This window comes from Pantoea sp. JGM49 (assembly GCF_018257655.1).
GTDB lineage: Bacteria > Pseudomonadota > Gammaproteobacteria > Enterobacterales > Enterobacteriaceae > Pantoea > Pantoea communis.
This window is the reverse complement of record NZ_JAERJM010000013.1, coordinates 101,087-127,444: the sequence shown is the minus strand read 5'-3', so window position 1 is coordinate 127,444 and position 26,358 is coordinate 101,087. Positions and strand designations below refer to the sequence as shown.

At 56.0% G+C, this 26,358-nt stretch carries 29 protein-coding genes and 1 tRNA gene; 14 read left to right on the top strand and 16 right to left on the bottom strand.

The window, feature by feature from the left end:
* Window positions 1–3: 3 nt before the first annotated feature.
* The 11 genes from fliP to fliF form a co-directional block, all read right to left on the bottom strand.
* Window positions 4–735 carry a flagellar type III secretion system pore protein FliP gene (gene fliP / locus JK231_RS20475; RefSeq protein ID WP_211729347.1) on the bottom strand — a complete coding sequence of 244 codons (732 nt, stop codon included), beginning with the start codon at window positions 733–735 and terminating at the stop codon, window positions 4–6.
* Window positions 732–1,022, bottom strand: coding sequence for a flagellar biosynthetic protein FliO (gene fliO / locus JK231_RS20470; protein WP_211729346.1), 291 nt, complete (start codon window positions 1,020–1,022; stop codon window positions 732–734). Before fliO ends, fliP begins: the two co-directional genes overlap by 4 nt.
* A complete protein-coding gene (gene fliN / locus JK231_RS20465; protein WP_097118244.1) occupies window positions 1,022–1,390 on the bottom strand; it encodes a flagellar motor switch protein FliN in 369 nt (122 codons plus the stop codon). The genes fliO and fliN overlap by 1 nt, the downstream gene beginning before the upstream one ends.
* The gene (gene fliM / locus JK231_RS20460) at window positions 1,380–2,390 is read right to left on the bottom strand and encodes a flagellar motor switch protein FliM (protein WP_097118243.1); all 1,011 of its coding nucleotides are present in this window, start codon (window positions 2,388–2,390) and stop codon (window positions 1,380–1,382) included. Before fliM ends, fliN begins: the two co-directional genes overlap by 11 nt.
* 5 nt (window positions 2,391–2,395) lie before the next feature.
* Window positions 2,396–2,884, bottom strand: coding sequence for a flagellar basal body-associated FliL family protein (locus JK231_RS20455; RefSeq protein ID WP_211729345.1), 489 nt, complete (start codon window positions 2,882–2,884; stop codon window positions 2,396–2,398).
* A gap of 123 nt (window positions 2,885–3,007) precedes the next feature.
* Entirely contained in the window at window positions 3,008–4,195 is a 1,188-nt protein-coding gene (locus JK231_RS20450; protein ID WP_249221770.1) for a flagellar hook-length control protein FliK, read from the bottom strand.
* Between the two features lie 2 nt (window positions 4,196–4,197).
* On the bottom strand, window positions 4,198–4,647 hold the full coding sequence (gene fliJ, locus JK231_RS20445; protein ID WP_097118241.1) for a flagellar export protein FliJ: 450 nt from the start codon (window positions 4,645–4,647) through the stop codon (window positions 4,198–4,200).
* Window positions 4,648–4,649: 2 nt separating this feature from the next.
* Entirely contained in the window at window positions 4,650–6,014 is a 1,365-nt protein-coding gene (gene fliI / locus JK231_RS20440) for a flagellar protein export ATPase FliI (RefSeq protein WP_211729344.1), read from the bottom strand.
* Window positions 6,011–6,703 carry a flagellar assembly protein FliH gene (locus JK231_RS20435; protein WP_160833934.1) on the bottom strand — a complete coding sequence of 231 codons (693 nt, stop codon included), beginning with the start codon at window positions 6,701–6,703 and terminating at the stop codon, window positions 6,011–6,013. The genes fliI and JK231_RS20435 overlap by 4 nt, the downstream gene beginning before the upstream one ends.
* On the bottom strand, window positions 6,690–7,676 hold the full coding sequence (gene fliG, locus JK231_RS20430) for a flagellar motor switch protein FliG (protein ID WP_097118238.1): 987 nt from the start codon (window positions 7,674–7,676) through the stop codon (window positions 6,690–6,692). The genes JK231_RS20435 and fliG overlap by 14 nt, the downstream gene beginning before the upstream one ends.
* Window positions 7,673–9,322: a flagellar basal-body MS-ring/collar protein FliF gene (gene fliF / locus JK231_RS20425; protein WP_097118237.1), complete on the bottom strand. Its 1,650-nt coding sequence runs from the start codon at window positions 9,320–9,322 to the stop codon at window positions 7,673–7,675. The genes fliG and fliF overlap by 4 nt, the downstream gene beginning before the upstream one ends.
* A 181-nt stretch (window positions 9,323–9,503) precedes the next feature.
* Between fliF and fliE the strand changes: the two genes are divergently transcribed.
* The 8 genes from fliE to JK231_RS20385 are packed head-to-tail and all read left to right on the top strand — an operon-like array spanning window position 9,504 to window position 16,422.
* On the top strand, window positions 9,504–9,815 hold the full coding sequence (gene fliE / locus JK231_RS20420) for a flagellar hook-basal body complex protein FliE (protein ID WP_097118236.1): 312 nt from the start codon (window positions 9,504–9,506) through the stop codon (window positions 9,813–9,815).
* A 12-nt stretch (window positions 9,816–9,827) separates the two neighbouring features.
* A complete protein-coding gene (locus tag JK231_RS20415) occupies window positions 9,828–10,673 on the top strand; it encodes a CheR family methyltransferase (RefSeq protein ID WP_211729343.1) in 846 nt (281 codons plus the stop codon).
* Entirely contained in the window at window positions 10,670–11,716 is a 1,047-nt protein-coding gene (locus JK231_RS20410) for a chemotaxis response regulator protein-glutamate methylesterase (RefSeq protein ID WP_097118235.1), read from the top strand. The genes JK231_RS20415 and JK231_RS20410 overlap by 4 nt, the downstream gene beginning before the upstream one ends.
* A 30-nt stretch (window positions 11,717–11,746) precedes the next feature.
* Window positions 11,747–12,133, top strand: a complete 387-nt coding sequence (cheY, locus tag JK231_RS20405) for a chemotaxis response regulator CheY (RefSeq protein ID WP_211729342.1) — start codon at window positions 11,747–11,749, stop codon at window positions 12,131–12,133.
* Window positions 12,134–12,138: 5 nt separating this feature from the next.
* Window positions 12,139–12,777 (top strand): protein phosphatase CheZ, encoded by a 639-nt coding sequence (gene cheZ / locus JK231_RS20400; RefSeq protein WP_034826394.1) that lies wholly within the window; start codon window positions 12,139–12,141, stop codon window positions 12,775–12,777.
* 6 nt (window positions 12,778–12,783) lie between these two features.
* The gene (flhB, locus tag JK231_RS20395; RefSeq protein WP_097118234.1) at window positions 12,784–13,935 is read left to right on the top strand and encodes a flagellar biosynthesis protein FlhB; all 1,152 of its coding nucleotides are present in this window, start codon (window positions 12,784–12,786) and stop codon (window positions 13,933–13,935) included.
* A complete protein-coding gene (gene flhA, locus JK231_RS20390; protein ID WP_211729341.1) occupies window positions 13,928–16,015 on the top strand; it encodes a flagellar biosynthesis protein FlhA in 2,088 nt (695 codons plus the stop codon). Before flhB ends, flhA begins: the two co-directional genes overlap by 8 nt.
* On the top strand, window positions 16,015–16,422 hold the full coding sequence (locus tag JK231_RS20385) for a flagellar protein FlhE (protein ID WP_160833930.1): 408 nt from the start codon (window positions 16,015–16,017) through the stop codon (window positions 16,420–16,422). Before flhA ends, JK231_RS20385 begins: the two co-directional genes overlap by 1 nt.
* 218 nt (window positions 16,423–16,640) lie before the next feature.
* On the opposite strand, the gene JK231_RS20380 is transcribed toward JK231_RS20385, so the two are convergent.
* Window positions 16,641–16,725 (bottom strand) — tRNA-Leu (locus JK231_RS20380).
* A 266-nt stretch (window positions 16,726–16,991) separates the two neighbouring features.
* Between JK231_RS20380 and JK231_RS20375 the strand changes: the two genes are divergently transcribed.
* Window positions 16,992–17,504 carry a DUF2501 domain-containing protein gene (locus JK231_RS20375; RefSeq protein ID WP_160833927.1) on the top strand — a complete coding sequence of 171 codons (513 nt, stop codon included), beginning with the start codon at window positions 16,992–16,994 and terminating at the stop codon, window positions 17,502–17,504.
* A 204-nt stretch (window positions 17,505–17,708) separates the two neighbouring features.
* On the opposite strand, the gene JK231_RS20370 is transcribed toward JK231_RS20375, so the two are convergent.
* Window positions 17,709–19,085: a PLP-dependent aminotransferase family protein gene (locus tag JK231_RS20370; protein WP_211729340.1), complete on the bottom strand. Its 1,377-nt coding sequence runs from the start codon at window positions 19,083–19,085 to the stop codon at window positions 17,709–17,711.
* 169 nt (window positions 19,086–19,254) lie between these two features.
* Between JK231_RS20370 and JK231_RS20365 the strand changes: the two genes are divergently transcribed.
* The 5 genes from JK231_RS20365 to JK231_RS20345 all read left to right on the top strand — a co-directional run bounded on the left by JK231_RS20365 (window position 19,255) and on the right by JK231_RS20345 (window position 22,282).
* A complete protein-coding gene (locus JK231_RS20365; protein ID WP_211729339.1) occupies window positions 19,255–19,695 on the top strand; it encodes a GNAT family N-acetyltransferase in 441 nt (146 codons plus the stop codon).
* Window positions 19,692–20,297: an NAD(P)H-dependent oxidoreductase gene (locus JK231_RS20360; RefSeq protein WP_211729338.1), complete on the top strand. Its 606-nt coding sequence runs from the start codon at window positions 19,692–19,694 to the stop codon at window positions 20,295–20,297. Before JK231_RS20365 ends, JK231_RS20360 begins: the two co-directional genes overlap by 4 nt.
* A 14-nt stretch (window positions 20,298–20,311) precedes the next feature.
* Window positions 20,312–20,791, top strand: coding sequence for a carboxymuconolactone decarboxylase family protein (locus JK231_RS20355; protein WP_097118227.1), 480 nt, complete (start codon window positions 20,312–20,314; stop codon window positions 20,789–20,791).
* Window positions 20,792–20,886: 95 nt separating this feature from the next.
* Window positions 20,887–21,522, top strand: a complete 636-nt coding sequence (locus JK231_RS20350) for a hypothetical protein (RefSeq protein ID WP_211729337.1) — start codon at window positions 20,887–20,889, stop codon at window positions 21,520–21,522.
* 82 nt (window positions 21,523–21,604) lie between these two features.
* Window positions 21,605–22,282 carry a MarC family NAAT transporter gene (locus JK231_RS20345; RefSeq protein ID WP_034826427.1) on the top strand — a complete coding sequence of 226 codons (678 nt, stop codon included), beginning with the start codon at window positions 21,605–21,607 and terminating at the stop codon, window positions 22,280–22,282.
* Between the two features lie 30 nt (window positions 22,283–22,312).
* Here JK231_RS20345 and JK231_RS20340 read toward each other — a convergent pair whose 3' ends face one another.
* Genes JK231_RS20340 through JK231_RS20330 form a run of 3 tightly spaced genes read right to left on the bottom strand, consistent with a single transcriptional unit; the run spans window position 22,313 to window position 26,114 of the window.
* Window positions 22,313–23,569 (bottom strand): cytochrome c, encoded by a 1,257-nt coding sequence (locus tag JK231_RS20340; protein ID WP_058959422.1) that lies wholly within the window; start codon window positions 23,567–23,569, stop codon window positions 22,313–22,315.
* Between the two features lie 4 nt (window positions 23,570–23,573).
* Complete coding sequence (locus JK231_RS20335; protein WP_034826431.1) at window positions 23,574–25,343, bottom strand: GMC family oxidoreductase; 1,770 nt, start codon at window positions 25,341–25,343, stop codon at window positions 23,574–23,576.
* A 39-nt stretch (window positions 25,344–25,382) separates the two neighbouring features.
* Entirely contained in the window at window positions 25,383–26,114 is a 732-nt protein-coding gene (locus tag JK231_RS20330; protein ID WP_038649342.1) for a gluconate 2-dehydrogenase subunit 3 family protein, read from the bottom strand.
* Window positions 26,115–26,358: the final 244 nt, after the last annotated feature.

Sequence of the window (26,358 nt, the reverse complement as noted above, 5' to 3'; positions counted from 1 at the left end):
TCCTTAGCTGTAGAAACTTTGTGCCAGTGAACCCAGCAGCAGCTGCCAGCCGTCGACCAACACAAACAGCATCAGTTTGAACGGCAGCGCGATGGTGGTGGGTGGCACCATCATCATGCCCAGCGCCATCAGAATACTGGCGACCACTAAATCGATAATTAAAAACGGGATGAATATCGTGAAGCCAATCTGGAAAGCGGTTTTCAATTCACTGGTGACAAAGGCAGGCACCAGAATACTGAGCGGCACTGCATCCGGCCCGCTCATCGGCGGTGCTTTGGCGATACGTGCAAATAGCGCGAGATCCGCTTCACGCGTTTGATCCAGCATAAACGCGCGCAGCGGTTTAACCCCTTCCGCCAACGCTACTTCCATGGTGATGCTGTTGTTTTGCAGCGGCTGCCACGCTTTTTCATAAATCTGGTTCAGCACTGGCGACATCACGTAGAAAGTGAGGAACAGCGCCAGCCCGACCAGCACCTGATTCGGTGGTGCGGTGGGCGTCCCCAGCGCATTGCGCAGTAACCCCAGCACGATCACAATGCGGGTGAAACCCGTCATCATTAGCAAAATGCCGGGAATAAAGGTAAAGCCGCTCAGCAACACCAGCGTCTGCAGCGGCAGCGTCCAGCCATCTTCACCGTTGGGTCGGGCGATGACAATGTCGCTGTTGGCCGCCCCGGCGCTGGCGGCGGTGAAGAGCAGCAGCAACGCCATGACCGCGCGCCCTTTCATCGTCCGTCCTTAGCGTCAGGTTGCGGTGATTGGCTCAGGCAGGTGATTTGATGCGCGGTGACGCCGAGCAACAGCCGCTGCTCACCGATATCCACCAGCACCAGCCGCTCGCGCGCGCCGAGCGAGAGACGCGCCACCACATTAATGGCCGGATGGCTGCGTTGATAACGCTGCAGCCAGCCGCTGCGTTTCGCACTCCATGCCAGCAACAGCATCAGTAATATCACCAATCCCAGCGCACCGAGCAGCGTCATAAGCAGCGAATCATCAGCAGAGTGTGTGATCATTAGCGACTTAGCCGGTGCATACGCTCAGACGGCGTGATGATTTCGGTGATGCGAATACCAAATTTATCCGACACCACCACCACTTCGCCCTGGGCAATCAGATAGCCATTGATCAGGATATCCAGCGGTTCTCCCGCCAGACCATCCAGCGTCACCACTGAACCCTGGCTGAGACGCAGCAGCTCTTTGATGGTCATTTTGGTGCGGCCCAGTTCCACGGTCATTTTCACCGGGATATCCATTATCAGGCTCAAATCGTCAGTGCTTTGCGACGCGCTGCTGGCAGCCTGCTGCTCGCTCATGGCGTCTCCCCAAAGATTGTCGATAGAGGGATCTTCAGCGCCCGTCGAGGTTGGGTTATCGCTCATGGGGATGTGGCTCCTTGCTTATTGATGACAATGCAGGCTGAATTTTTTGTTCAACCTTGAGGGCATATTGGTTATTCACGGCCCCGTAGTGCGCAGTGAATATCGGCACACCGCCGGCGCTGGCGGTGATGCGATCCTGTTTGTCAAAGGTCAGTACATCGCCCTGCTGCATGCGCAGCACCGATGAGAGCCGGGTTTCCATTTGCGCAAAGGTCGCCACCAGCTCCAGCTCGGTTTCGCGCATCTCGCCCGCCAGCATGCCGCGCCAGTGAGCATCTTCACTGCGGGAGTGGCTGAGCGGCGGATTGCTTAACAGTTCGCGTAGCGGTTCGAGGGTGCTAAACGGAATACAGATATTAAATTCGCCACGATGCGAGCCAATCTCGACCGCAAATGGGGTGGTGACCACCACGTCATTGGGTGATGAGGTGATGTTGGTGAATTTCACCTGTATTTCCGAACGAATGTACTCGGTTTTGATGCTGAAAATGGTGCTCCAGGCGAACTCATAGGCTTCGCGCGCCATGCTCACCATGCGGTTAATTACACGCTGCTCGGTGGGGGTGAATTCGCGCCCATCGGCTTTGGTGGGAAAACGCCCATCGCCGCCAAACAGGTTATCCACGGCCATAAACACCAGCCCCGGTGAGAAGGCCATCAGCGAAGTGCCGCGCAACGGATGCAGATGCAGCAGATTCAGGTTGGTGGGCACCGGCAAATTGCGCGCAAACTCGTGGTAGGACTGGATGTGAATATTGCCAGCGGTCACATCCGGGCCACGACGCAGCAGATTAAACAGCCCGATGCGGAACTGACGAGCAAAGCGCTCATTAATGATCTCCAGCGAGTGCAGACGCTCGCGAATCACCCGACGCTGCGTATGCGGATCGTAAGGCCGGATATCACTGGCTTCTGCACTGTCTGAGACCGGGGCGCTGCTATCACTGTCGGCATTCAGCAGGCGATCGATTTCATCCTGAGACAAAAAGCTATCTGACATAGTATTTACCGCAGAATAAATTCATTAATTAACACTTCAGCGGGCGTGATTGCCTGTTGATGTGGCAATGGCTGGCTGAGTGCCGTTTGAATATCGGCAATCAACTGATGCTTTCCTTCATCCGTTGATAACGTTTCAAAAGTTTGCTGGGTGAATAACATAAATAGCCGACTGCGATATTCCGGCATAAATTTCGCTAACGTCGCCGATGACTGTGAGTCAATAAAACTCACCGTAATGCCTAAATACAGCACGCGATCAGCTTCTTCCTCGGTGGGTTTAAGGCTGACGGTGAAAGTATTCAGCGGCACATAGACCGGATCTACTTTTTCTATTACCGGTTCTTTCGGCTCGTCAGTCGAGACGCTCTGTTTTTCCAGCCAAAACCAATAGGCTACACCGCCACCGGTGGTTACCAGGCTGAGTGTGAGAAATATAATAAGGAGTGTTCGCAGGCGGCTACGTTTTGGTTTATCGGTCTTTTCTTCTTCCATAATGAATACACTCAGCGTGAGAGTTAATAGACTCAACAATATTGATGAAGAGCATGATTATAATATTTTCCGATGGAGTGGAATAAGCCAATGTCATTTCACACCTGAGGCTAATTCACCCTTTTATACGAAGGTATTTATTCCATAACTATTTCCCGGTGCTGACGCTATTAACTCTGTGGTGGATTCGTCTTCTCCCGCTCGATGGTCATCTGCATCGTCAGGCGATGGTGGCTGTGAGGATCCGCGCTGGCCATCTGCATTGGCATGTGGGTTTTCACTGCCCACGCTGGCTTGCTCCAGCTGCACGCCGGACTCGGCCATCGCCGCTCGCAGTTGCGGCAATGCCTGCTCAATGGCCTGACGTACGCCAGCATGTTCGCTGACGATATGGATCTGCGCCTGTTCTTGCTGCATGCGCAGGGAAATCTGCAACGAACCTAAGCTCTCCGGATGCAGGCGGATCTCCGCGCTGTGCACGCCCTGACGGCTCAGTAATGCAATCTGCTGGCTGAATTCCTGCTTCCACGCGGGAGATTCAGGTGGATGTTGCAGGGCCACCGTGACCGTTGCCGGCGCGGGCAGCGCTCGCTGTAACGGCATCGGAGTAGGATGATTGGTGGAGAGTCCCAGCTCGGTGATCGCTATGGTGTCAGCTTGCGATGCCAGAATTGGTGTACTTTGTCGCTCGGCGAGTTGGCCGCTGGCTGCCGTGGCAGAAACTTCGGGCTGCGGCACAGGTGACCGGCTGCCTGAACCTGGCTGACTAAAGCGATCGGCGGGCGCGCCGCGCATTTCGGCGAGAAGCGGACTGCGCGTCTTCACGACAGGCTGGCTACTCGCGTTGGCGAGAAGCGCATGGCGCGTGTCCACGGCAGGCAGACTATCTGCATTAGCAACAAGTGCATGGCGCGTATTCGTGACAGACAGGCGATCCGTGTCTGCGAAAAGCATATTGCGCGTGCCAGCGCTAAAGGCTCTGGCGGTAGCATCAGACCCGGCGTCGTCTAATCCGATGGAGTCGGCTGGGGCCGATCCGTGAAGGTTGGCCGTCTGTTGGCTTATCAACTGCTGCAACTGCCAGCGGGGATTGTCGCTGCCAGTGAGTGCAGACGCTGGCGCCCGCCCGGAATTCGACGATGCCGAACTCCGCATGGAAATGGCAGTGGCCAATACCGATAGCAAAGGTTCCTCCATCGCCAGCATGCCATCCTGCTTCTCCAGTAACAGTTCGCTAAAATCCTCGTCAGTCGGCTCGCGGGTTTTCAATACATCGCTGAGTTTGCCGTTAAGCAGTGCCGTGATATCCATCGTCATAACCGGCCACGCTGATGATTGATTCGCTGCGCACACTCATCCATCAGCTTCTGCTCACGACGGCTGGCCGCCTGCGCCTCATCACTCTGCCGCCGCGCCAGCAAGGTTTCAAACGCGTTCAGGCGCTGCTTGTCATTAATCCAGCATTTTTTCGCGCCATCGACGGCACGTTCGCACTGATCGACCTGGTTCTCATGTTGCCTGACCACCTGATTGAGCGACACGATAAACGCCTGATGGTTGACCAGATGCGCCACCGACATACCGCTGCCCGTCATGCCCCGCCGCAGTGACTGCTGATACTCATCTGCATAGGTTTGCAGCTGCTGATGCTGCGCCATGGCGTGCTGCAACGTCTGCTGCACCTGCCCCAGCGTTTGCGTGGAGGCGGTCAGTGTCTCTTCGGCTCTGTCACGTAACATAACCATGGGATTGCGCATGTGCATTGTCACTCCGGGATGTCAGGGAATAATTGAGCCAGCGCCGCCATTGCAGTCGGGTAGTCGCTGCGTTGGTGGATCGCCTGCTGGAGAAAGGCTTCAAGAGCGGGAAAACGATCGATGGCCTGATCGAGTAGCGCATCGCTGCCTGACGCATAGGCACCGACACTGACCAGATCGCGGTTACGCTGGTAGCAGGCCAGCAGCTGCTTAAAGCGCTGCACCTTGCGATATTGCGCTTGCGGGATCAGCTCGGTCATAGCGCGGCTGATTGAGGCTTCAATATCAATCGCCGGATAGTGCCCCGCTTCCGCCAGGCGACGTGACAGCACAATGTGGCCGTCGAGAATCGCGCGTGCCGCATCGGCAATCGGATCCTGGGGATCGTCGCCTTCGGTCAATACGGTATAAAACGCGGTGATCGATCCGCCGCCTGCCATGCCATTGCCCGCGCGCTCCACCAGCGCGGGCAGCCTGGCAAATACCGAAGGTGGATAGCCTTTGGTGGCGGGCGGCTCGCCGATGGCTAACGCCACTTCACGCTGCGCCATGGCATAGCGCGTCAGGGAATCCATGATCAGCAGGACATTCATGCCGCGATCGCGAAAGTCTTCTGCAATGCGCGTGGCATACACCGCACCCTGCATGCGCAGTAGCGGCGATACATCGGCAGGCGCGGCAATTACCACTGCGCGCGAACGCCCGGCTTCACCCAGAATATTTTCAATGAAATCTTTAACTTCGCGGCCGCGTTCGCCAATCAATCCCACCACGATCACCTCGGCGGTGGTAAAACGCGCCATCATGCCAAGCAGAACACTTTTGCCCACACCGGAACCGGCAAACAGGCCCATGCGCTGACCACGCCCCACCGTCAGCAGGCCATTGATCGCTTGCACACCAACGTCCAGCACGCTTTTGATCGGATCGCGATGCAGCGGATTGAGTGAAGCGGTGAACAGGCTCGCCAGCGGTTTGCCCAGTGCAGCACCGCCATCCAGCGGATGGCCCTGCGCATCCAGCACCCGACCCAACAGCTGGGGCCCAACGGGCAACTGTTTATCGCCGCCGCTATCGTGCGCAGGCGCATACGCGCGCGCACCAGGCACAATGCCCTCCACCTGCGCCAGCGGCATCAGATACAGCGTGTGGCCGTTGAAACCCACCACTTCCGTGTCGACCACGGTTTTGCCTTGCGGGGTCTGCCGCTCGACGAGACATAGCGCGCCTATCGGCAATATCAGCCCCACAGCTTCCATCACCAGCCCGGTGGCGCGCGTCAGTTTGCCGTATTGGCGAAACCCCGGCACCGCCGCCATGTTGTGCTCAATGGTGTCGAGCGCATCGAGCCACTGCCTGAGTTGCTGGCTCATGGCACAATCTCCTGACGCGCCAGCTGGCACAGCGCCTGCCAGCGCGTTTCCAGGCTGGCATCGAACTCGCTTTCAGCGGAGGTAATGCGACAGCCGCCGGGCGCCAGCTGTGCATCGCTGTGTAGCTGCCAGCCCGTCTCAGTTAACGCCTGCGCCAGTGCCTGCTCAATCACCGCACGATCGTCGGGATGCACGTAGAGCTGGATAGTACCGTGCAGCAGTGCGTCATGCTGAAGTAACTGGCGAATCTGTTGCAGCAGCGCGGGGTGATCGATCTGTGCCTGGCGGCCATACAACTGCTGCACGGCGGTGAGCGCCAACTGCACCAGACGACCGGGGATCACACTGTCGAGATTCTCGCGCGCCAGCCTGAAGTTTTGCAGCCAGCACTCAGCCTGACGCAACAGCGCCTGCTGCTGTGCTGCGGCCTGTTCGATGCCCTGCGCCAGACCCGCTTCATGCCCTTCGCGCCATCCAGCTTCGTAGCCCTGCTGCTGACCCGCCTCTTCACCCTGTTTCATTCCCTGACTGAAACCTTGCTGTTCAGCCTGTTTACGCAGGCGCGCCAGATCCGCCTGCCGCTGGGCCTCTGAGGCCGTGCTATCGATTTCAACCGTGATTTCCGCCGCTTCCTGCAGCAGGTTATCCGGCTGCCAGCGGCGCCATTGTGCGTGATCAGACATAGGCATCGTCGCTGCCTCCAATCACAATCTCACCGGATTCCGCCAGTTTGCGCACAATATTCAGGATGGTTTTCTGCTCGGCCTCAACCTGCGACAAGCGCACCGGGCCACGCGAAGCCAGATCGTCGAGGATCAGCTCCGCCTGGCGGCGCGACATGTTGGCAAGGAACTTGGTGCGCAACGCCTCGTTGGCCCCTTTTAGCGCAATCAACAGAGTTTCATTTTCAATCTCTTGCAGCAGACGTTGAATATGGCGATCTTCCACTTCAATCAGATTCTCAAACAGGAACATCTCATCGATCAGTTTCTGCGCCAGCTCCTGATCAAAATCGCGCACCGCTTCAATCGCAGAAGCCTCCTGCTGAGTTTTCATCAGGTTAAGGATTTCGGCAGCCGGTCGCACGCCGCCCATTTTGCTGCGCTTGAGATTTTGACCATCCAGCAAGGTATTCAGCACTTCGGTCAACTCTTGCAGCGCGGCAGGCTGGACGCCGCCAAAGGTGGCGATGCGCAGCATGATGTCGTTGCGCTCGCGGTCTTCAAACTTGCCCAGCACATCAGCGGCCTGATTGCGCTTGAGGTGCACCAGAATGGTGGCGATGATCTGCGGATGCTCTTCGCAAATCAGATCGTACACCGCCTGCGGCTCCATAAAGTTGAGCGTTTCCATGCCGTTGCTGCCCTGCTGGGTGTCCAGCAGATCTTCCAGCAGCGAACTGGCACGATCTTCGCCCAGCGCCTTCACCAGCACACTGCGTAAGTAGTCATTGGTGTTCAGGCTGAGCGCGGCATATTCACTTGAATCCTGTTCAAACTGCTGCAATACCGCCGCCATTTGCTGATGGCTAAATCCGGCCATGTTGACCATCGCACCGCCGATCTGCTTCACCTCATGCGCATTGAGATGCTTAAACACCTCTGCCGCCAGCTCGTCGCCCAGCGTCAGCATCACCACCGCACTCTTATCTGCCGCATTCATGGCCTGCCCTCCTGGTTCATCCACTGGCGCAGCACCAGCGCAATCACGCGAGGCTCCTGCTCTGCCAGCTCACGCAGTTGCTGAGTGCTAATTTCGGTATGCGCACGCTGCTGAGCACGCTGGCGCACATCGTTCTCTGCCGCATGTTTTTGCGCTGCAGCGGCCTCGTCGCGCGCCTCTTTCTCCAGCTCCATCTGGCGCAGCGTGGTCTGCTGATGGCGTTCCCAGCTCGGTTGCACCAGTTTGCGCCACATGATCCAGGCGATGATCGCCACCACCAGATAGCGAAACAGATTCATTAACAGCGTGTGGAAACTCGCCTGCTGCCACAGCGGCAGCGGAGGCTCATCGACCAGGCCGTTAAACGGCGCATGCATGATATTGATGCTGTCTCCCCGCGTGGCTTGATAGCCAATCGCTTCCTGCACCAGGGTATTCAGGCGGGCCAGCTGCTCATCACTCATCGCACTCACGCTGCCCTCTTCGCCCTGCGGCAGATGGTTAATCACTACCGCCACCGAAAGGCGTTCAATGCGGCCGATGCTGGATTTGCTGTGGATCAGTGTGCGGTCCAGCTCAAAATTGGTGGTCTCGTCGTTGCGATTATTGAAAGGCTGGCCTGCGGGACGCTTGCTGTCGCTGACACCTAATGGCTGGGTAATCGGTGCCGTGGCGGGCGTGGGCGGCTGATGGCTGAGTGCGCCAGGAACACCGCCAGTGCCACTGTTGTTGCCCTGCTCTGCCTGGCTGGCCTGTCGGCTGCGAATCGCCATTTTTTGCGGATCGCTATTCGGCTGATATTGCTCCTGGGTCTGCTCCAGCTGGGTGAAATCGATCTGCGCCGTGACCTGCGCGCGCACGTTGTTTTCACCCACCAGCGGCGCCAGCATACGTTGAATTCGCTGCTGGTAATCAAACTCAATGTCGTTGGTGTATTTCAGCTGTGAGGTTTGCAGACCGCGCATGCCACTCTGCGTCAGCAAATTGCCACGCTGATCCACCAGCGTGACGTTCTCTGCTGCCAGGCCGGTTACCGCACTGGAGATCAGATGCGTTATCGCCACAATCTGGCCTTCATCCAGCGTGCGGCCGTTGATTAGATTGACGCTCACCGAGGCGGTAGGCGCTTTCTGCTCACGCACAAACAGGGACGGTTTGGGCACTGCCAGATGCACGCGCGCCGACTGGATCGGACCCAGATTCTCAATGGTGCGCGACAGCTCCCCCTCCAGCGCACGCTGGAAGTTCACCTGTTCGCTGAACTGGCTGATGCCAAATTTTTCCTGATCCAGCAGCTCAAAGCCGACTGCACCGCCCTTGGGTAAACCCTGCTGCGCCAGCTTCATACGGACTTCATGCACCTGCCCTTCTGGCACCCGGATCGCGCCGCTGGATGCGTCAATGCGATACGGGACGTTCAGCTGGGTGAGCTGCGCCACGATGGCACCGCCGTCTTCATCACTGATATTGCTGAGCAGGATGCTGTAACTCTGCTGATTGGCCCACATCACCAGCGCGATAACCACCGAAAGCGTGGCCGCTGCGGCAATTGCCAGCGCGATTTTCGGGCTGGATCGCAGCGATAACAGCACCGATTTTAATTGTGCGGACGGGTGATGATTTAAATCCTTTAACGTGGCACTCATGCCGCCTTCCTGTAAAAATAGTGATAGGTCATCAGGAATATTCAGAGAATCATTATTCATCGAAAGCGCGATTTATTAATGGGCAATAAGCTCGAAGTTGTGTTGTCTTATTGCATTTTCTGATGAATAGCCTCGAATGCTAATCTGCCAATCTGTATTCTTATTCCAATGGGCGTGAAGCATGTCAGCGAGCTTATTACGAGGCGTACTCGATCAGATTCAATCTCAGGCGCAACAAGTCACAGGCGCGATATCTCCGCGCGATAACACCCCTTCCTTCTCAGATAAGTTATTGCACAGTATCAATGAGATAAATAAAACCCAGCTGGATGCCAAAACCAAAACGCAGCAGTGGATGTCAGGCAGCAGCGATCTCGGCCTTAACGATGTGATGCTGGCGATGCAGAAATCCTCAATTTCATTTAGCTTTGGCATGCAGGCTAAAAATAAAATGATTGCTGCGTATCAGGAAGTGATGAATACGCCGGTATAAGGCTTGATGGCAATGCATGAAAATAACACCACAGCTGCGCGCTTATTACCCGGCTCGCTGTCATTAACCGATATTGAATTAATTCGTCTGGGAAAACTGATTTATCAGCGCGCCGGCATTGTGGTGAATACACAAAAAAAAGAGATGATATTTAACCGTCTCTCACGCCGGGTGCGCGAACTCAAACTGAACACCTTTACCGCTTATGCCGACCTGCTCGAATCCCACCCTGAGCAGCCGGAGTGGCAGATTTTTATCAATGCCATGACCACCAATCTCACGTCGTTTTTCCGGGAAGCGCATCATTTCCCGATTCTGGCGGAACATGCACGCCAGCGTCCGAAAGATTATCGCGTGTGGTGTACCGCCGCCTCGACCGGTGAAGAACCCTGTTCAATCGCCATCACGCTGGATCAGGTTTTGGGCAGCGGATTACGCGTCTGGGCGTCTGATATTGATACCGATGTGCTGGCCAAAGCGCAGGCGGGAATCTATCGCTTTAGCGACATTCAAATGCTGAATCAGACGCAGAAACGCCTCTATTTTCTGCGCGGCAGTGGTCACAGTCGCGAGTACGTCAAAGTGAAACCCGCGCTGTTGGCGAACATCCATTATCAACAGATCAATCTGCTGGCGGACAGCTGGCCGCTGCCACAGCCTTTTGATGCCATCTTCTGTCGCAACGTGATGATCTATTTTGATTTTTCTACCCAGCTGCGGCTACTGGAGCGCTTCGCTCGTCTGCTTAAACCCGGCGGTTTGCTGTTTGTTGGCCACTCTGAACACTTCTCCCAGCCCACGCTGCCTCTACAGTTGCGCGGGCAATCAGTGTACGAACGGATGGAGGTTGCACCTTGAAGCGGATACGCGTGATGGCGGTGGATGATTCCACCTTAATGCGCAATATGCTCAGCGCCATCGTCAATCAGCAGGCCGATATGGAGATGGTGGCTACGGCACCCGATCCGCTGATCGCCCGTGACCTGATTAAACAACTCAACCCGGATGTGCTGACGCTGGATATTGATATGCCGCGCATGGACGGGCTGGAGTTTCTGAGCCGACTGATGCGGCTGCGGCCCATGCCAGTGATCATGATCTCCAGCATGACCACGCGCGGATCCAGCGCCACGCTCAATGCATTGGAACAGGGCGCGGTGGATTTTATCCCTAAACCCGGTAACCAGATGCCCGGCGATCTGGCGGCATGGGGCGCGCTGCTGGCAGACAAAATTCGTGGAGCCGCCAAAGCCAATCCCAATCGCTATCGGCTCAACGCTGCCTCCGGTGCGCTACTGGCTGGCATCAAGACCGATGCCTCGCAAATTATCGCCATTGGTTCGTCTACAGGCGGCACCGAAGCGCTGCGCCGGGTGCTGACACAGATGCCGTTAAGCAGTCCCGGCATCGTCATCGCCCAACATATGCCTGCCGGTTTTACCCGCTCCTTCGCCCAACGCATGGACTCACTGTGCCAGATTTCGGTACGTGAAGCCGAACACGGTGAACCGCTGTTGCCGGGCAATGCCCTGATTGCGCCGGGCGATCGTCATCTGGAGATCGTGCGCCTCAGCCGGGGTTACGAAGTGCAGATCAGCGACAACGCGCCGGTCAATCGCCATCGCCCGTCGGTGGATGTGCTTTTCCATTCCGTGGCGCAGCAGGCAGGCAAACTCGCCAGCGCTGCCATCCTCACCGGTATGGGCAACGATGGCGCACGCGGCCTGCTAACGCTGCGGCAGGCCGGTGCCTGGACGCTGGCGCAGGACGAAGCCAGTTGTGTGGTGTTCGGCATGCCGCGCGAAGCCATTGCGCTGAACGGTGCCTGTGAGGTGGTGGATTTGGATCAGGTCGGCCAGCGTTTACTCGACGGTTTCAGCAACAACCTACAACGCAAATAAATGGATTAACCGGTTCAGGAGAACATTGAGATGTTAGATAAAAACCTGCGTTTTCTGGTGGTAGATGACTTTGCCACTATGCGACGCATCGTGCGTAACCTGCTGCAGGACCTCGGCTATCAAAATATTGAAGAGGCGGAGGATGGTCAGGATGCGCTGAATAAACTGCGTGCCGCCACGTTCGATTTCGTGGTCAGCGACTGGAATATGCCCAATCTCGACGGGCTGGAACTATTGAAGGCCATTCGCAGCGATGCCGCCATGGCCAAACTACCGGTGCTGATGGTCACGGCCGAAGCCAAGCGCGAGAACATTATTGCCGCCGCACAGGCGGGCGCGAACGGCTATATCGTCAAGCCCTTCACGGCTGCCACGCTGGAAGAGAAGCTCGGCAAAATCTTTGAAAAACTGGGGTAATCAGCATGAACTCACCCACGGATATGCCGAGTGAAAACCCGAAAGATCTGTTTATACGTATCGGGCATCTCACACGCCTGCTGCGTAACAGCATGGCTAATCTGGGTCTGGAGCAGACCATCTTTGAGGTGGCCGATGCGTTTCCCAATACGCGTGACCGCCTGCGTTACGTGGTGAGTAAAACCTCGCAGGCGGCCGATCGCGCCCTGACCAGCGTCGAGGCCGCGCGCCCGCTACAGCTGGCTTTGAGCGATGACGCCAGCGCACTGAGCGATCGCTGGGATCGCTGGTTTGCCGATCCGCAACCGCTGGATCAGGCGCGCGAGCTGGTGCACGACACCCGCGCTTATCTGCAAAGGGTGCCTGATTTAACCCAACAGACCAATGACGAACTCACCGAGATCATGATGGCGCAGGATTTTCAGGATCTCACCGGCCAGGTGCTGAACAGCCTGATGCAGGTGATCGATACCGTGGAGCGCGAGCTGATCAGCGTGTTAGTCGAGAACATGGGCGATCGTGATGCGCCTGAGGATCCGAGCGAAGTGCAGTTGAAGAACGGGCCGCAAGTCGATCCCCACGCTCAGGGGATCGCCGCTTCACAAGAGCAGGTGGATGATCTGCTGGACTCGCTGGGTTTCTGATGCGTCATGGCTGAAGAGAGCGACAACGAGAAGACCGAGGATCCCACACCCGAACGCATTAAAAAGTCACGGGAAGAGGGACAGGTTCCGCGATCGCGCGAACTGACCACGCTGGCCATGCTGCTGGTGGGTTGGGGATTGATGGCGATCGGTGGCAGTCAGCTGGCGCGAAAGCTGCAGCAGTTGATGCACAACGGACTGGCGTTTGATCGCCTGCTGGTGCGCGATCCGCAGCATATGCTGGATCAGGCCGCATCCTTACTGGGGATCGCTATGCTGGCGCTGTTGCCGCTGGTCGGCGGGTTGTATCTCACCGCGCTGACGGCGCCGGCAATCATCGGTGGCCTCAACCTCAGCGGCAAGGCGATCAAGTTCAATCCCAAAAAGCTCAACCCGCTGTCGGGCCTCAAACGTCTGTTCTCTTCACAGATGCTGTCCGAGATGGTGAAAGCGATCCTTAAAGTCTTACTGGCGGCGACCGGCGGCGGTCTGTTCCTGATGCTGAATAAAAGCCAGTTGGTCGCGTTGATGTTTGAACCCCTCAACATGGCGCTTAACGATATCAGTCAGTTACTGATGCTGTGCATGCTGATCATCATCCTGTCGCTGATCCCGATGGTGATTTTCGATGTGGTGTATCAGCTGTGGAGCAACTGGAAAAAGCTGCGTATGAGCCGTCAGGACGTGAAAGATGAGTTCAAAAAACAGGAAGGCGATCCGCTGCTGAAAGGCCGTATTCGCCAGTTGCAGCGCCAGATGGCGCAGCAACGACAAATGGCTGCCGTGCCTGACGCCGATGTGGTGGTGAATAACCCAACGCACTACTCGGTGGCGCTCAAATATCAGGAAGGCAGCATGGGCGCGCCGGTGGTGGTGGCGAAAGGCAGCGGCCTGATTGCCCTGCGCATCCGCGAACTCGCCGCTGAGAACCGCATCCCGATGCTGGATGCTCCACCACTGGCACGCGCCTTGTATCGCCATTGCGAGACCGGCGCCCCCGTGCCAACCGAACTGTATAACGCCGTGGCGGAAGTGCTGGCGTGGGTTTACGGCCTGCGCCGCTGGCGCAAAGGCTACGGCAACCCACCGTCACGCCCGATGAATTTGCCGGTCCCGGAAAAACTGGATTTTGCCCAAGAGAGTGAGAGTGATGGCTAATATCGCCACAAAATTACGTTTGCCGACGCTGAAAGAGACACAGTGGCAGGTGCTGGCCGGGCCGGTGTTGATCATGACCATCCTCGCGATGATGATCCTGCCGCTGCCGACCTTCGTGCTGGATCTGCTGTTTACCTTCAATATCGTACTGTCGATCATGATCCTGCTGGTGGCGATGTTTACGCAGAAGACGCTGGAGTTCTCGGCGTTTCCCACCGTGCTGCTGTTCTCCACCCTGCTGCGCCTGGCGCTGAATGTCGCCTCGACGCGCGTGATTCTGATGCAAGGCCACACCGGCTCAGATGCGGCGGGCCAGGTGGTGGAAGCCTTTGGTCATTTCCTGGTGGGCGGCAATTTCGCCATTGGCATTATCGTTTTTATCATATTGATTATTATCAACTTTATGGTGATTACCAAAGGCGCCGGACGTATCGCTGAAGTCGGCGCGCGTTTCACACTGGATGGCATGCCCGGCAAACAGATGGCGATCGACGCCGATCTTAACGCCGGTTTGATCGGCGAAGACGAAGCCAAGCGCCGTCGCAAAGAGGTGACGCAGGAAGCGGACTTTTATGGATCGATGGACGGTGCCAGTAAATTTGTGCGCGGCGATGCGATTGCCGGACTGATGATCATGGCGATCAACATTATTGGCGGCTTGATCATCGGCGTGATGCAGCATGACATGACCATGGGCGGGGCGGGTGAGACTTACACGCTGTTGACCATTGGCGATGGCCTGGTGGCACAGATTCCAGGGCTGGTGATCTCCACCGCAGCGGGCGTGGTCGTCACGCGCGTGGTCAACGATCAGGATGTGGGCGAGCAGATGGTGGGCCAGCTATTTACCTCTCCGCGCGTGCTGACGCTGGCCGCCGTGGTGATTGGCTTGCTCGGGTTGATTCCCGGCATGCCGAACATCGTTTTCCTGCTGTTTACCGCCCTGTTGCTCGGATTAGCCTGGTGGCTGCGCGGCCGCGCCCTGCAGCAACCGGCAGCCGGTGCTTCGCCCGTGACGCGGGCAGAGAGCGAGGCTGCGCAGGTCAACGAAGCGAGCTGGGCTGATGTTCAGCTGGAAGATGAGCTTGGACTGGAAGTCGGTTATCGCCTGATCCCGATGGTCGATCATGAGCAGCAAGGCCAGTTGCTGACGCGCGTGCGCGGTATCCGCAAAAAATTCGCCCAGCAGATGGGCTTCTTACCCCCTGCAGTGCATATCCGTGACAACCTTGATTTGCCGCCAACTCGCTATCGCATTTTGCTCAAAGGCGTTGAGATCGGCCACGGCGAGATCCAGCCCGACCGCTGGATGGCGATCGATCCCGGCTGCGCCGAAGGTGAGATTCCCGGCACGCCGTGCATCGAGCCCACCTTTGGCCTGCCCGCGTTGTGGATCGACGAGGTGCAGCGCGAACTGGCGCAAACGCTGGGCTATACCGTGGTCGACCCGAGTTCCGTGGTCGCCACCCATCTTAATCATCTGATCTCGACCCATACCGAAGAGCTATTTGGCCGTCAGGAAGCGCAGCAGTTGCTGGACCAGCTCAGCAAACATGCCCCGAAACTGGTGGAGGATCTGATCCCCGCCGTCATCAGCCTGACCTTGCTGCACAAGGTGTTGCAGAACCTGTTGGCAGAGCGCGTGCCGATCCGCGATATGCGCACCATTATCGACACGCTGGCGGAGTTTGCTACGGCCAGCAGCGATGCCGATGAACTTACTGCCCGCGTGCGAGCACGTCTGGCGCGCGCCATTACACAGCAGTGGTTCCCCGGCGAGGAGGACATTCAGGTCATTGGGCTGGATGTGTCACTGGAGCAGCTGCTGGTACAGGCCACGCAAAGCGGCAGCGCCATTGAGCCGGGCATTGCCGAGAGCCTGATGAAACAGACCGAACAAGCGCTGATGCATCAGGAAGGATTAGGTGCGCCGCCAGTGCTGCTGGTGAATCCGGCGCTGCGCCTGATGCTGTCGCGCTATCTGCGCCGCATGTTCCCGCAGATGGCGGTGCTCTCCAGCCAAGAGATCAGCAGCCAGCGCAACGTGCGGATGACGTGGCTGATTGGGGGGAAAAGCTGATGCGATGCTGGATGTGGTTTGGGCTGCTGTTATTCTCGCCGCTGGCGCTGGCTGCGGAAGGATCATGGAGCAGCCAGAGCTTTGGCGGCGTGATCACTCAGGGTAAACAAGTGTTTAAAAGCCGTCCGGTACAGCCTGTCGTGCCACCTCCTGCGGGCGCGATGGCCAGGCATCTGGCATGGCGCATCGCCGTCGATGGGCCCGTACCCATGGGGTTTCAGGTACAGGTCTGCGGTGGCGGTCGCTGCGTGAAGCTGCCGGGATTGCGTGGAGAGATGGCCCTGCCGCATGGCTTCCCGGCTGGCGGACCGTTGTGGTTTGAGTATTTTTCAGCGGTGCGCGGCACGATAGCGCCAGCGGTAACGGTGTTGAGTAATCAGGTGACGGTGGGGTATTGGGTGCGGTGAAATCGATGCTAACTATCTGAGTAAAATAATTTAAATCATCTGAGATATTACTGTTTAAGGCTCATACCTTCCATATGAATCAACAATAAAAGAAACATTGAGTTATATGTTTTCGTTACAGGATTATTGAAGATTTTTTCGTTTAGAGGGAGTGTGTATTAGTGAATTTCAGACACAAAAAAAGCCGCTCGTAAGCGACTTAATTTTGCATCAATCGATGGTGCCGAAGGTCGGACTCGAACCGACATGTATCTCTACGGTTGATTTTGAATCAACTGCGTCTACCGATTTCGCCACTTCGGCACTGAAGAGGATGCGGAAAACGTTGGCGATTATACCGTTACAAACAGAGTGCGCAACACTAATCGACAGCGCTTTGCGCTAAGCGTTGAAAAAACCAGCACTTCGCAGGTTCCGAGGGGCAAACACGGCAGCACAAGTGCCCTTTCGGCGCTTTCCTGTGCAGATTCCAGAACATTCCCAAACTCCCGCCACTTCGGAACTTTCCGTGCTTACGCCTCTCTTAACCAAAACTGACAACGTCAGATGTATAAAACAAAGAGGTTGAGATGAACAAAGCAACACAACGCATCATTTTGGGATTGGGTATCGCGGCAGCACTGACAGCAGGCAGTGCATCGGCGGCGAGTTGGCAGGATCAGCTGAGCAGCGCGGCATCGCAGTTATCTCAGCAAAACAGCGGCTCTACCACCAGCAACACGCAGAACGGCGGTCTGTCGCTCTCTTCGCTGAGCGGTTTACTGAATGGTGGTGACAAAGCGGTTAGCTCCAACAGCATGACCAACGCCGCAGGCGTGATGTCCTACTGCGTGCAGCACAACGTGGTGGATAACAACGTCTCATCAGTGAAGGATCAGGTACTGAGCAAGCTCGGCCTGAGCAGCCCTGCCGCGCAAGAGCAGAAAACTGATTATCAGCAGGGTCTGCAAGGGTTGCTGAACACCGGCAACGGTCAGCAGCTGAATCTGCAGAGTCTGAGCAACTCGCCAATGGGTGAGAAAGTGAAGACCAAGGCCTGTGACGTGGTGCTGAAACAAGGTAAGAAATATATCGGCATGTAATTCCCATCTTCTTTCATATTGCAGGTGCGCTGTCGGCTTTTTTCCCTCGCATACAAGCACATCGGGTGTCTCTCAAAAGTCGCCGCTCTGCCATCTGAAGGATTTTAGGTGTTGTGTCTGTTGAAAAGACGCGAGCTGTCCCTCGCGTCTTATTTACTATTGATGGGGAGCGCAATAAATTGCGCCGCTAGGGCCATTAATCCATCAGCTCATCAACCCGTTAGTTTCTTCTACCACCCTGCCCAGCACATCCACCGCCTGCTCAAACGATCGAATATTGGTGTAACTGATCACCAGCCCGTAGCGTTTTTGGGTTTGTGTATACCAGCCAGAAAGCGGTAACACCCGCAGCTGATGACGCTGCCAAATCTCCGCCAGTGCCACATCCTGAATACCTCGCCGCAGGAAGGCCACGATATGCATGCCACCATCAGTGAGTTCAAAGTCAAACAGCTGCGGGAAACAGTGCTGTAGCGCATCCAGCATCATGCGGCGGCGCTGCTGGTAGAGAATGCGCATCTTCTTAATATGGCGATAGAAATGCCCTTCACTGAGGAATTGCGCGAGGATTTTCTGCGGTAACAACGGCATACCGGTTTCGAGGATTTCACCCAACTCGCGGAAGCGTTCGATGGTCTGTTGCGGCATCACCAGATAACCCACGCGCATCGCAGGCATCATGGTTTTACTGAAAGTGCCGGTATAGATCACCCGATCGTGCACATCAAGGCTTTTTAGCGCCGGGATCACTTTGCGCGTGTAGTGAAACTCGCCATCGTAATCATCCTCAATGATCCAGCTGCTATTCTGCTGCGCCCACTCCAGCAATTGATGCTTGCGGGGTAATGATAACGTCACCGCAAGCGGGCTCTGATGGGTTGGCGTGACGACCGCGAAGCGTGCGTCTGAGTGATAACGCTGCAGGAAATCCACGTCGAGACCTTCACGATCCACCGGTACATAGTGCAGATTCGGTGCGATGCGCTTTAACAGTTTCTGCCCAAAGAAGTAGCCCGGGTCTTCAAACAGCACTTTGTCGTGAGGATGGGCCAGCACGGCCAGGATGAGGCGCAGGTTGGCGCGATAACCAGTGGTGATAACAATCTGCTCCGGCTGGCAGTTGAGCCCGCGCGAAATATTGAGATAGCTGGCAATCGCCTCACGCAATGGCTGGTAGCCCATGATGGCGGGCATGATCATTTCATCGGGCCGCAACGTTCGCGCCGCCTTTCCGGAGATCAGCAGCCACTTCTTGTGCGGGAACTCATCCAGTGCCGGAATACCCAGCCGCAGCTCGCCTTTACTTTCAATCACCGGATGTTCCAGCTGCGTGGAAGGTGGCGCAGTGGAGATAACAGCAGCTCCAACAAGATTGAGCGCAGGGTTCACGCGTGTTCCCTTCGCGCCCTGGCTGACAAAGTATCCCTCTCCAATGAGGATCTCATAGGCGGCCTCCACGGTTTTACGCGCGACTTGTAGCTCACTGGCTAACACGCGGATCGCGGGCACCCGATCGCCCGGCTTTAAGCTCCCTTCCAGGATCTGCTGGCGATAGCGAGCGTAAATTTCTTTGTAACCCATCTGTCTTCCTTCATCACGATGAAGTGCACATGAATGCGCCCCTGAAGAATGAGCGCACGTCACAGCAGCATAACCATGTCCTACCTGTTTTCTCCTATATTGACCCTTTTTCCTTCGACATAGAGGTTTAAGATGTTCCCATCAACCCGACAACCGCTTGCAGGCTGCTATGAAGATTGTTCATTACCAAACGTCCACCGAGCTGGCCTGCTGCTATGCATTGATGCGCGAACTGCGTTTCAAACTGAAGGATGAAGCTGCGTTTGTGGCGCAGGCACAGCGTCAGCAATTACAGGGCTATCAGCTAGCGGGTATCGAACAGGGTGGTAAACCGGTGGCGCTGGCAGGCTATCGACTGCTGGAAAACTTTATTCATGGCCGTTTTTGCTACATCGATGATTTGGTGACCTGCACCAGCACTCGCAGCCAGGGTTTGGGAGCCGCGCTACTGCACGGTCTGGCGCAGCAAGCACGGGAACAAGGCTGTGGCCGCATCGTGCTCGACACCGCGCTGAGCAATCAACGGGCACAACAATTTTATCAACGCGTCGGTTACCACGCGTTGGGACTGCATTTTTATCGCGATCTCGCTGAGGGAGAAAATTCATGAAACTGCTGCATATTCAGGTCAGCCCGGATCTGGCCGGATCGGCTTCACGTAACGCCTCGGCGCGTTTGGTGGAGAAGCTTCGCGCCCAGCATAGCGATCTCGAAGAGACGGTACTGGATCTGGCGCAGCATCCGTTGCCCCACCTGGATGCCTTCACCATTGGCGCCTTCTTTACCCGTCCCGAAGATCGTAGCGATGCACAGCGTGCCGCCATTCAGACTTCCGAAAAAATGGTGGATCAGCTGTTCGCCTGCGACACCCTGGTTATCTCGTCGCCGATGTGGAACCTCGGGCTACCGTCGGTGCTGAAAGCCTGGTTCGACCATATCACCCGCGCCGGGCGCACCTTCGCCTTTACGCCGGAAGGCACCAAAGTCGGTCTGGTGAGCGGCAAGAAGGTATACAGCGTGGTCGCCAGCGGCAGCGTATTTGCCCACGGCCCGTTTATGCAGGATGACCAGTTCACGCCTTACATCCGCGTGGCACTGGAATACATCGGCATCACCGATGTGGAATTTATCCGCGTGGACGGTACGCACGATCCCGTCAGCCGCGACACCGCATTACCCCAGGCTCTGCAAGCTATTGACCGCTTATTTTGAATGAGGAAAATATCATGACTTCACGCGTTAACCATTTTAAAACCGCGCCAGCACTGGCCAAATCCATGTCTGATTTCTCTAACACCGTGGCGAATACCGCGCTGGAGAAGTCACTGAAACACTTGATCGATATCCGTGCTTCGCAGCTCAATCACTGTGCCTTCTGCTTCGATATGCATGTGAAGCAGGCGAAAATTGATGGCGAGCGTGAACTGCGTCTGCATCACGTTTCTATCTGGCGTGAATCTCCACTGTTCAGCGCTCGCGAGAAAGTCGCTTTTGCCCTGACCGAAGCGCTGACCCGCATTGGTGAACACGGCGTGGATGAAGCGCTGTACGGTGAAGTACGTGAACATTTCTCTGAAGGCGAAATCAGTGAGCTGACTTTTAAGATTGCCGCCATCAACACCTGGAATCGCCTGATGATTTTGTCACAGATGGCACCGGGTGCGCTCGACAGCGCTTACGGGCTGGATCGTGCTGATTTGCGTTAATTTTTATCGCCAGTAGCCTGTGCTGCTGGCGTTGTCATGTTCATCTGCGCTGCCTGACGCTATAGTGAGATTTTGCACCACACAGGACAGCGCGCATGAAAGGCATCAATATTGCGATTTACTTCGATCCCGACCTGATTCACATCAGCGTTCACCAGCAGGATGACAGCTATCTCAGCCACCACTTCAGCTACGATGACAGCGTCATTGAAGAGATCTATCAGTGGCTGGAGCAGTTTACGCCTAATCGCACCCACATTTGCCTGATTGAGCACGATACTGCCGACATCCTCGCCGATGAGCTGGTCGATAACGGCTATCACGTCCATCAGGTGACGCAGCACGATCTCCTGAACTGGTTTGCCAGCGAGCCTCCTGCAGAACCCGATGGTTCGCCAGTGCGTGCCCTGCTGCGCTATCTTGAAAACGAAAACCCGTCTGAATATCAGTCTCGCACCCCACAGATCGAAGCCTTAATGGATATGCTGGATGAGTTGGACGATCTGGAAGGCGTGGATGAAGTCGAAGATGAAGACAACCTGCCGGATGACGTACTGCGTTTGATGAAGCAGAAGAAAATCACCGCCACCCAAGCCGCAGAGCGTTTGCTGCCCGACGTCAATGAACGCATTCGCGAACACCTGATAAGCTACCCTGAGCTGATGACGCCCGAACTGCTGGAAGATTTCTTCCCGGAGTTGCTGGAAGCGTTAGAAACGCCAAAACATTGATGCATTTTGCATACGCGCGCTAAATTGTGCCGCGACGCGCCTCTACGGTGTGTCGCGATGCCACTGGAACTCGGGGAAAACCATGCTGGAACTGTTTAAAGCCATCGGGCTGGGATTGGTGGTGCTGTTGCCGCTGGCCAACCCGCTGACCACGGTGGCGCTGTTTCTCGGTCTTGCGGGAGACATGAATTTCCAGGAACGCAATCGCCAGGCCATGCAGGCTTCGATTTACGTGTTCCTGATTATGATGGTGGCGTGGTACGCCGGGAATGCGGTGCTGCACACCTTCGGCATCTCGATCCCTGGTCTGCGTATGGCAGGAGGATTGATCGTCGCCTTTATCGGTTTTCGCATGTTGTTTCCGGCAAAACCCGTCGGCCACTCCGTTGAAGCCCGGCATAAACAGGATGAAATCGACGCCACCGATGCGAATCGTGAATCGGTAAATATCGCCTTCGTGCCGCTGGCGATGCCCAGTACGGCCGGTCCGGGCACTATTGCGATGATCATTAGTTCGGCTTCCACCGTAAAAGCGGGTGTCGATTTTCCTAACTGGGTGGTAAACGTGGCGCCGGTGCTGACCTTTTTGTCGGTCGCTGTGATTTTGTGGATTTCGCTGCGCAGTTCGGGTGCCATCATGAAGCTGGTCGGTAAAGGCGGGATTGAGGCAATTTCGCGGTTGATGGGCTTTTTGCTGGTGTGTATGGGCGTACAGTTTTTGATTAACGGCGTGTTAGAAGTGGTACGGACTTTTCATTAAAGAGAGTGCGGCCCGAAGGCCGCACCCGATTTACTCTGCTTTCAACGTCTTGCGCACATCCGCAACCTGATCTTTGGTCACGGCTGGGGCATTGTTACTCCAGCCCTGACGGATAAAGGTCGCCAGCTGCGCCACTTCATCATCCGTCAAACGCTTGCCAAAGCCCGGCATCGCGAGGGTTGACGGCGCCTTCTCGGTCGATGGCTGCTGCGCACCGGCGAGAATGGTGTGGATCAAGCCGGTAGGATCGTTGGCATTCACAATCGTGGCCTGATCCAGCTCCGGGAAGATCCCTGGCGCGCCTTTACCGGTCACGAAGTGACAGGCACCGCAGTTATCGATGTACAGACGCTCACCTTCCGTCAGGTTTTTCGCTGCGGTCAGTTTGGCTTCCGTCGCCTGCTGCTTCTGCACGTTGTACGCCTGCAGCGGTGGGTTGCCGCCGATAAATTTCAGGTACGAGGCAATGGCTTTCAGATCGGCATCCGTCATGTGCGAGCTGGAGTGCTCAATCACTGACTTCATCTCTCCGCCCACTGCCGCTTTGTCGTTACGACCGGTTTGCAGGTAATCGACGATCTCCTGCTCACTCCAGCGCGGTAAGCCACGCAGCGACGGCACATCCCAGTTGTTCAGGCTACCACCGGCGAGGAACTTGTCGTCACCGCTGTCCAGCGCTTTCTCGTTCATACCGAGACCGCGTGGCGTATGGCACGAGCCACAGTGACCGAGGCTTTCCACGATGTAAGCACCGCGATTCACTTCTTCAGATGCGCCGCCAATCGGCTGGAACGGCTTATCAGAAGTGAATGCCCAGTTCCAGAAGCGCATGCCCCAGCGCTGGCTGAACGGGAAGCTCAGTTTGGTCTCTTCCGGCTGCTCACTACTTGGCTTCACGCCCTTCATGAAGTAGACATACAGCGCATGCATGTCTTCATCACTGATTTTGGCGTAATCCGGATATGGCATGGCCGGGTAAAGGCGTGAACCATCCGGCAGCACACCTTTGCGCACCGCATCAGAGAACTGCTGCTCGCTGTAGTTGCCGATGCCGTGCTCTTTGTCCGGCGTGATGTTGGTGGAGAAGATGGTGCCGAGATTCGACTCAATCGCCAGACCACCCGCATAATCCGCTTTGCCCGACACGGTATGGCACGCCATACAGTCGCCAAGACGAGACAGATATTCCCCCTGCTTGATCAGCGCGGCTTCATCTTCCGCATGAGCCTGTACCGCAAAGCTTCCCAGCAGCACGGCGTTAGCGATTAACAATGATTTTAATTTCATGTGCTTATGCCTGTACCAATGGACCTGGGTTTTTCAGATAGTGTTCTTTGATCGCCTGCGCCGCCATCAGGGTAATCGCACCGATGGTATCGGTCGGGTTCGCCTGGAAGTTTTGCGGGAAGGCGTTACCGCCCGGTACAAACACGTTATGCACATCCCAGCTCTGCAGGTACTTGTTCAGCGCAGAAGTTCTTGGGTTATCGCCCATCACCGCGCCGCCCACGTTGTGCGTGGAGACGTATTTAGTGAGGTCAAAATCCGCGCCCATCGGCAGGAAGCTCATGCTCATGCTGTCTGGGTTCAGCTCTTTGGCGATATCACCAACGATACCCTTCAGATGCTGTTGCAGCTTGAGTTCGTTCTCTTTCCAGTTGAACGTCATACGCAGCAGCGGCTGACCGCGATGGTCGGTGTAGTGCGGATCCAGATCCAGATAGATATCGCGATACGACTGGCAAGTTGTCGTGATGCTGATCTTCATGGAATGGTTGTACCACTCTTCCAGACCCTCTTTGTAACCCATGCCCCAGGCTGGCGTGCCTTTTGGCAGTGCAGCAGCCATTGGCGTACCGGTGGCTTGCGAGCTGTGGATCTTCGCGCCGCCGAGGAAGCCGAGGCCTGGGCCATCGAAGTTGCCTGGTGAGATGTCGTTGAACATCTGGCCGGTGGCGCCTGCGGTGGCGTAGGAGTTGAAGTTCTTATCTTTGAAGAACAGGGTTGCGCCGCCGTTGGACAGGAACGCATAGTTACGACCTACCACACCTTCTTCAGTGATCGGGTTGTACGGTTTGCCGATACCGGACAGCAGCATCAGACGCACGTTGTACAGCTGGAAGCTGGACAGCACGACGATTTTGGCTGGCTGGAACACTTCATTGCCATCTGCATCGAAGTAGAGAACGCCCTTCGCGGTTTTACCATCGTCGTGCAGCACCACTTTGTACACTTCCGCATGCACTTCGTAGGAGAAGTTCGGCAGACGCTTCAGTGCATCCATCACGGCAGTTTGCGGTGAGGCTTTGGAGTAGTTCAGGCACGGGTATTTCGAGCAGTAACCGCAATAGTTACACGGCGCGATCTGGTTGCCGTACGGGTTTTTCCACGCGCGAGATACGCACGCAGATGGGTTCGGGAACGGGTGATAACCCAGCTTGGTGGCCGCTTCTTTGAACATCACGTTGTTCAGCGTGTCTTCCAGCGCTGGTAGCGGATAGGGTTCAGAACGTGGGCCTTCGAACGGATCGCCGCCTTCCAGAATCTGACCGCGCAGGTTGCCGGTGTTACCCGACTGACCGCAAATCAGCTCAAACTTGTAGTAATACGGCTCGATCTCTTCCCACGTGAAGGGGAAATCCATCACGCGCATATCATCCTGCAGCACGCCCGGCTTGTAGGCCTGATCGACGTAAGTTTTCAGTTTGATATCAGTTGGGGTTGGACGAATCAGTACCGCCGTCCAGTGCATACCTGCGCCGCCGACACCAGTACCCGGTGCGAAAGCGCCCCATTTACGGGTTGGCAGTGCGGTCTGGCTCATGTTGTAACGCACGGTGACCGCCACTTCTTTCGGCGTAGCGAACACTTTGTTGCGCACGTTATAGGCGTATTCATCAGCCGGTTTCGGGTAAGCAAAATCCGGGTAGTCACGCTCGCCGCCGCGCTCTAACGCGCGCACTTCCAGCCCGGCCAATGCCAGTTCGATACTCATCAACGAGCCGGCCCAGCCGAGGCCGCAAACGACGACGTCGACTTCTTTCTTTGTAATCTGTGCCATGTTAATCCTGTCTCACATACCAAATACGGGGGTGTCGGCTTATGCGCGCTCACCCAAGAGGCTGACCGGTCCCAGCGGGTACGGCACGTTGTGCTGCTTCACCCATTCGGTGAAGCTGGCGCGTGCGCCTGGGAAGCCAATCGCAATCCAGGCTTTCATGCCCTTATTGCCGCCATACATCGGATCGGCGAGGTAGCCGTGTTTGGTATCTGCCAGTAACTGACCAAAGAACTGCGAGGCTTTCAGGTTCGGTTCACCCATTGCCGGGAAATCGATACCGTCATTTTTGTTGACCTTGGTCAGCACCGCGTCTTTCTCTTCCAACGTCAGTTCATGGAAGGATTTTTTGTAGGTGCTCTGCGTCCACTGTTCCACTAGCTTGATGCCCGTGCGATACAGCTCTTGCGGGGTGTAAGGGATCTGATAACCCATGGTGGCTGGCGCGTGCACGTCGAACGGACCCTGCATGTAAATTTCGCCGCCGAACTCAGGGCTATGGAGTTGCTGATCGATAAAGATCGGCACGTTAGTTTCCAGTGCACCCGGCGCTTTGCCCTTACCACCGGCCGGAATCAGACGATCGGTCGCGGCCAAAATAAACTGCCACTCCTGAGCGCTGAAAAAGATCGGTTTGTAATCGGCGAGTTCCGGTGCTGCCATTTCCGCAGCTTGCGCCGCAGTTAATCCCTTAAATACCAGGTCGCTTAATGGCAAAGCCAATAACGACCCAAGCAAAAACTTACGTCTGGTGGTCGGTTTATTTAGAAGCATGGCGCGACGACTCTCACTTGCTAAGAAAGATAATTATTTTTGTTAATGGCTTTATAAATCGGTAAATAACCTGGCAATCTTAGGGATATAGATATTTCTGAATATAAGAATCAATGTTCGGATGTGTTTTGATGAGAAACCATCATGATGTTGAATTTAGGTTAAGGGCAGGTAAAGGGCTTTCGGAGGGTGAATTGGACTTTTAACCGTACAATTGCTGTGTTTCTAGCAAGTCTGGATGGGC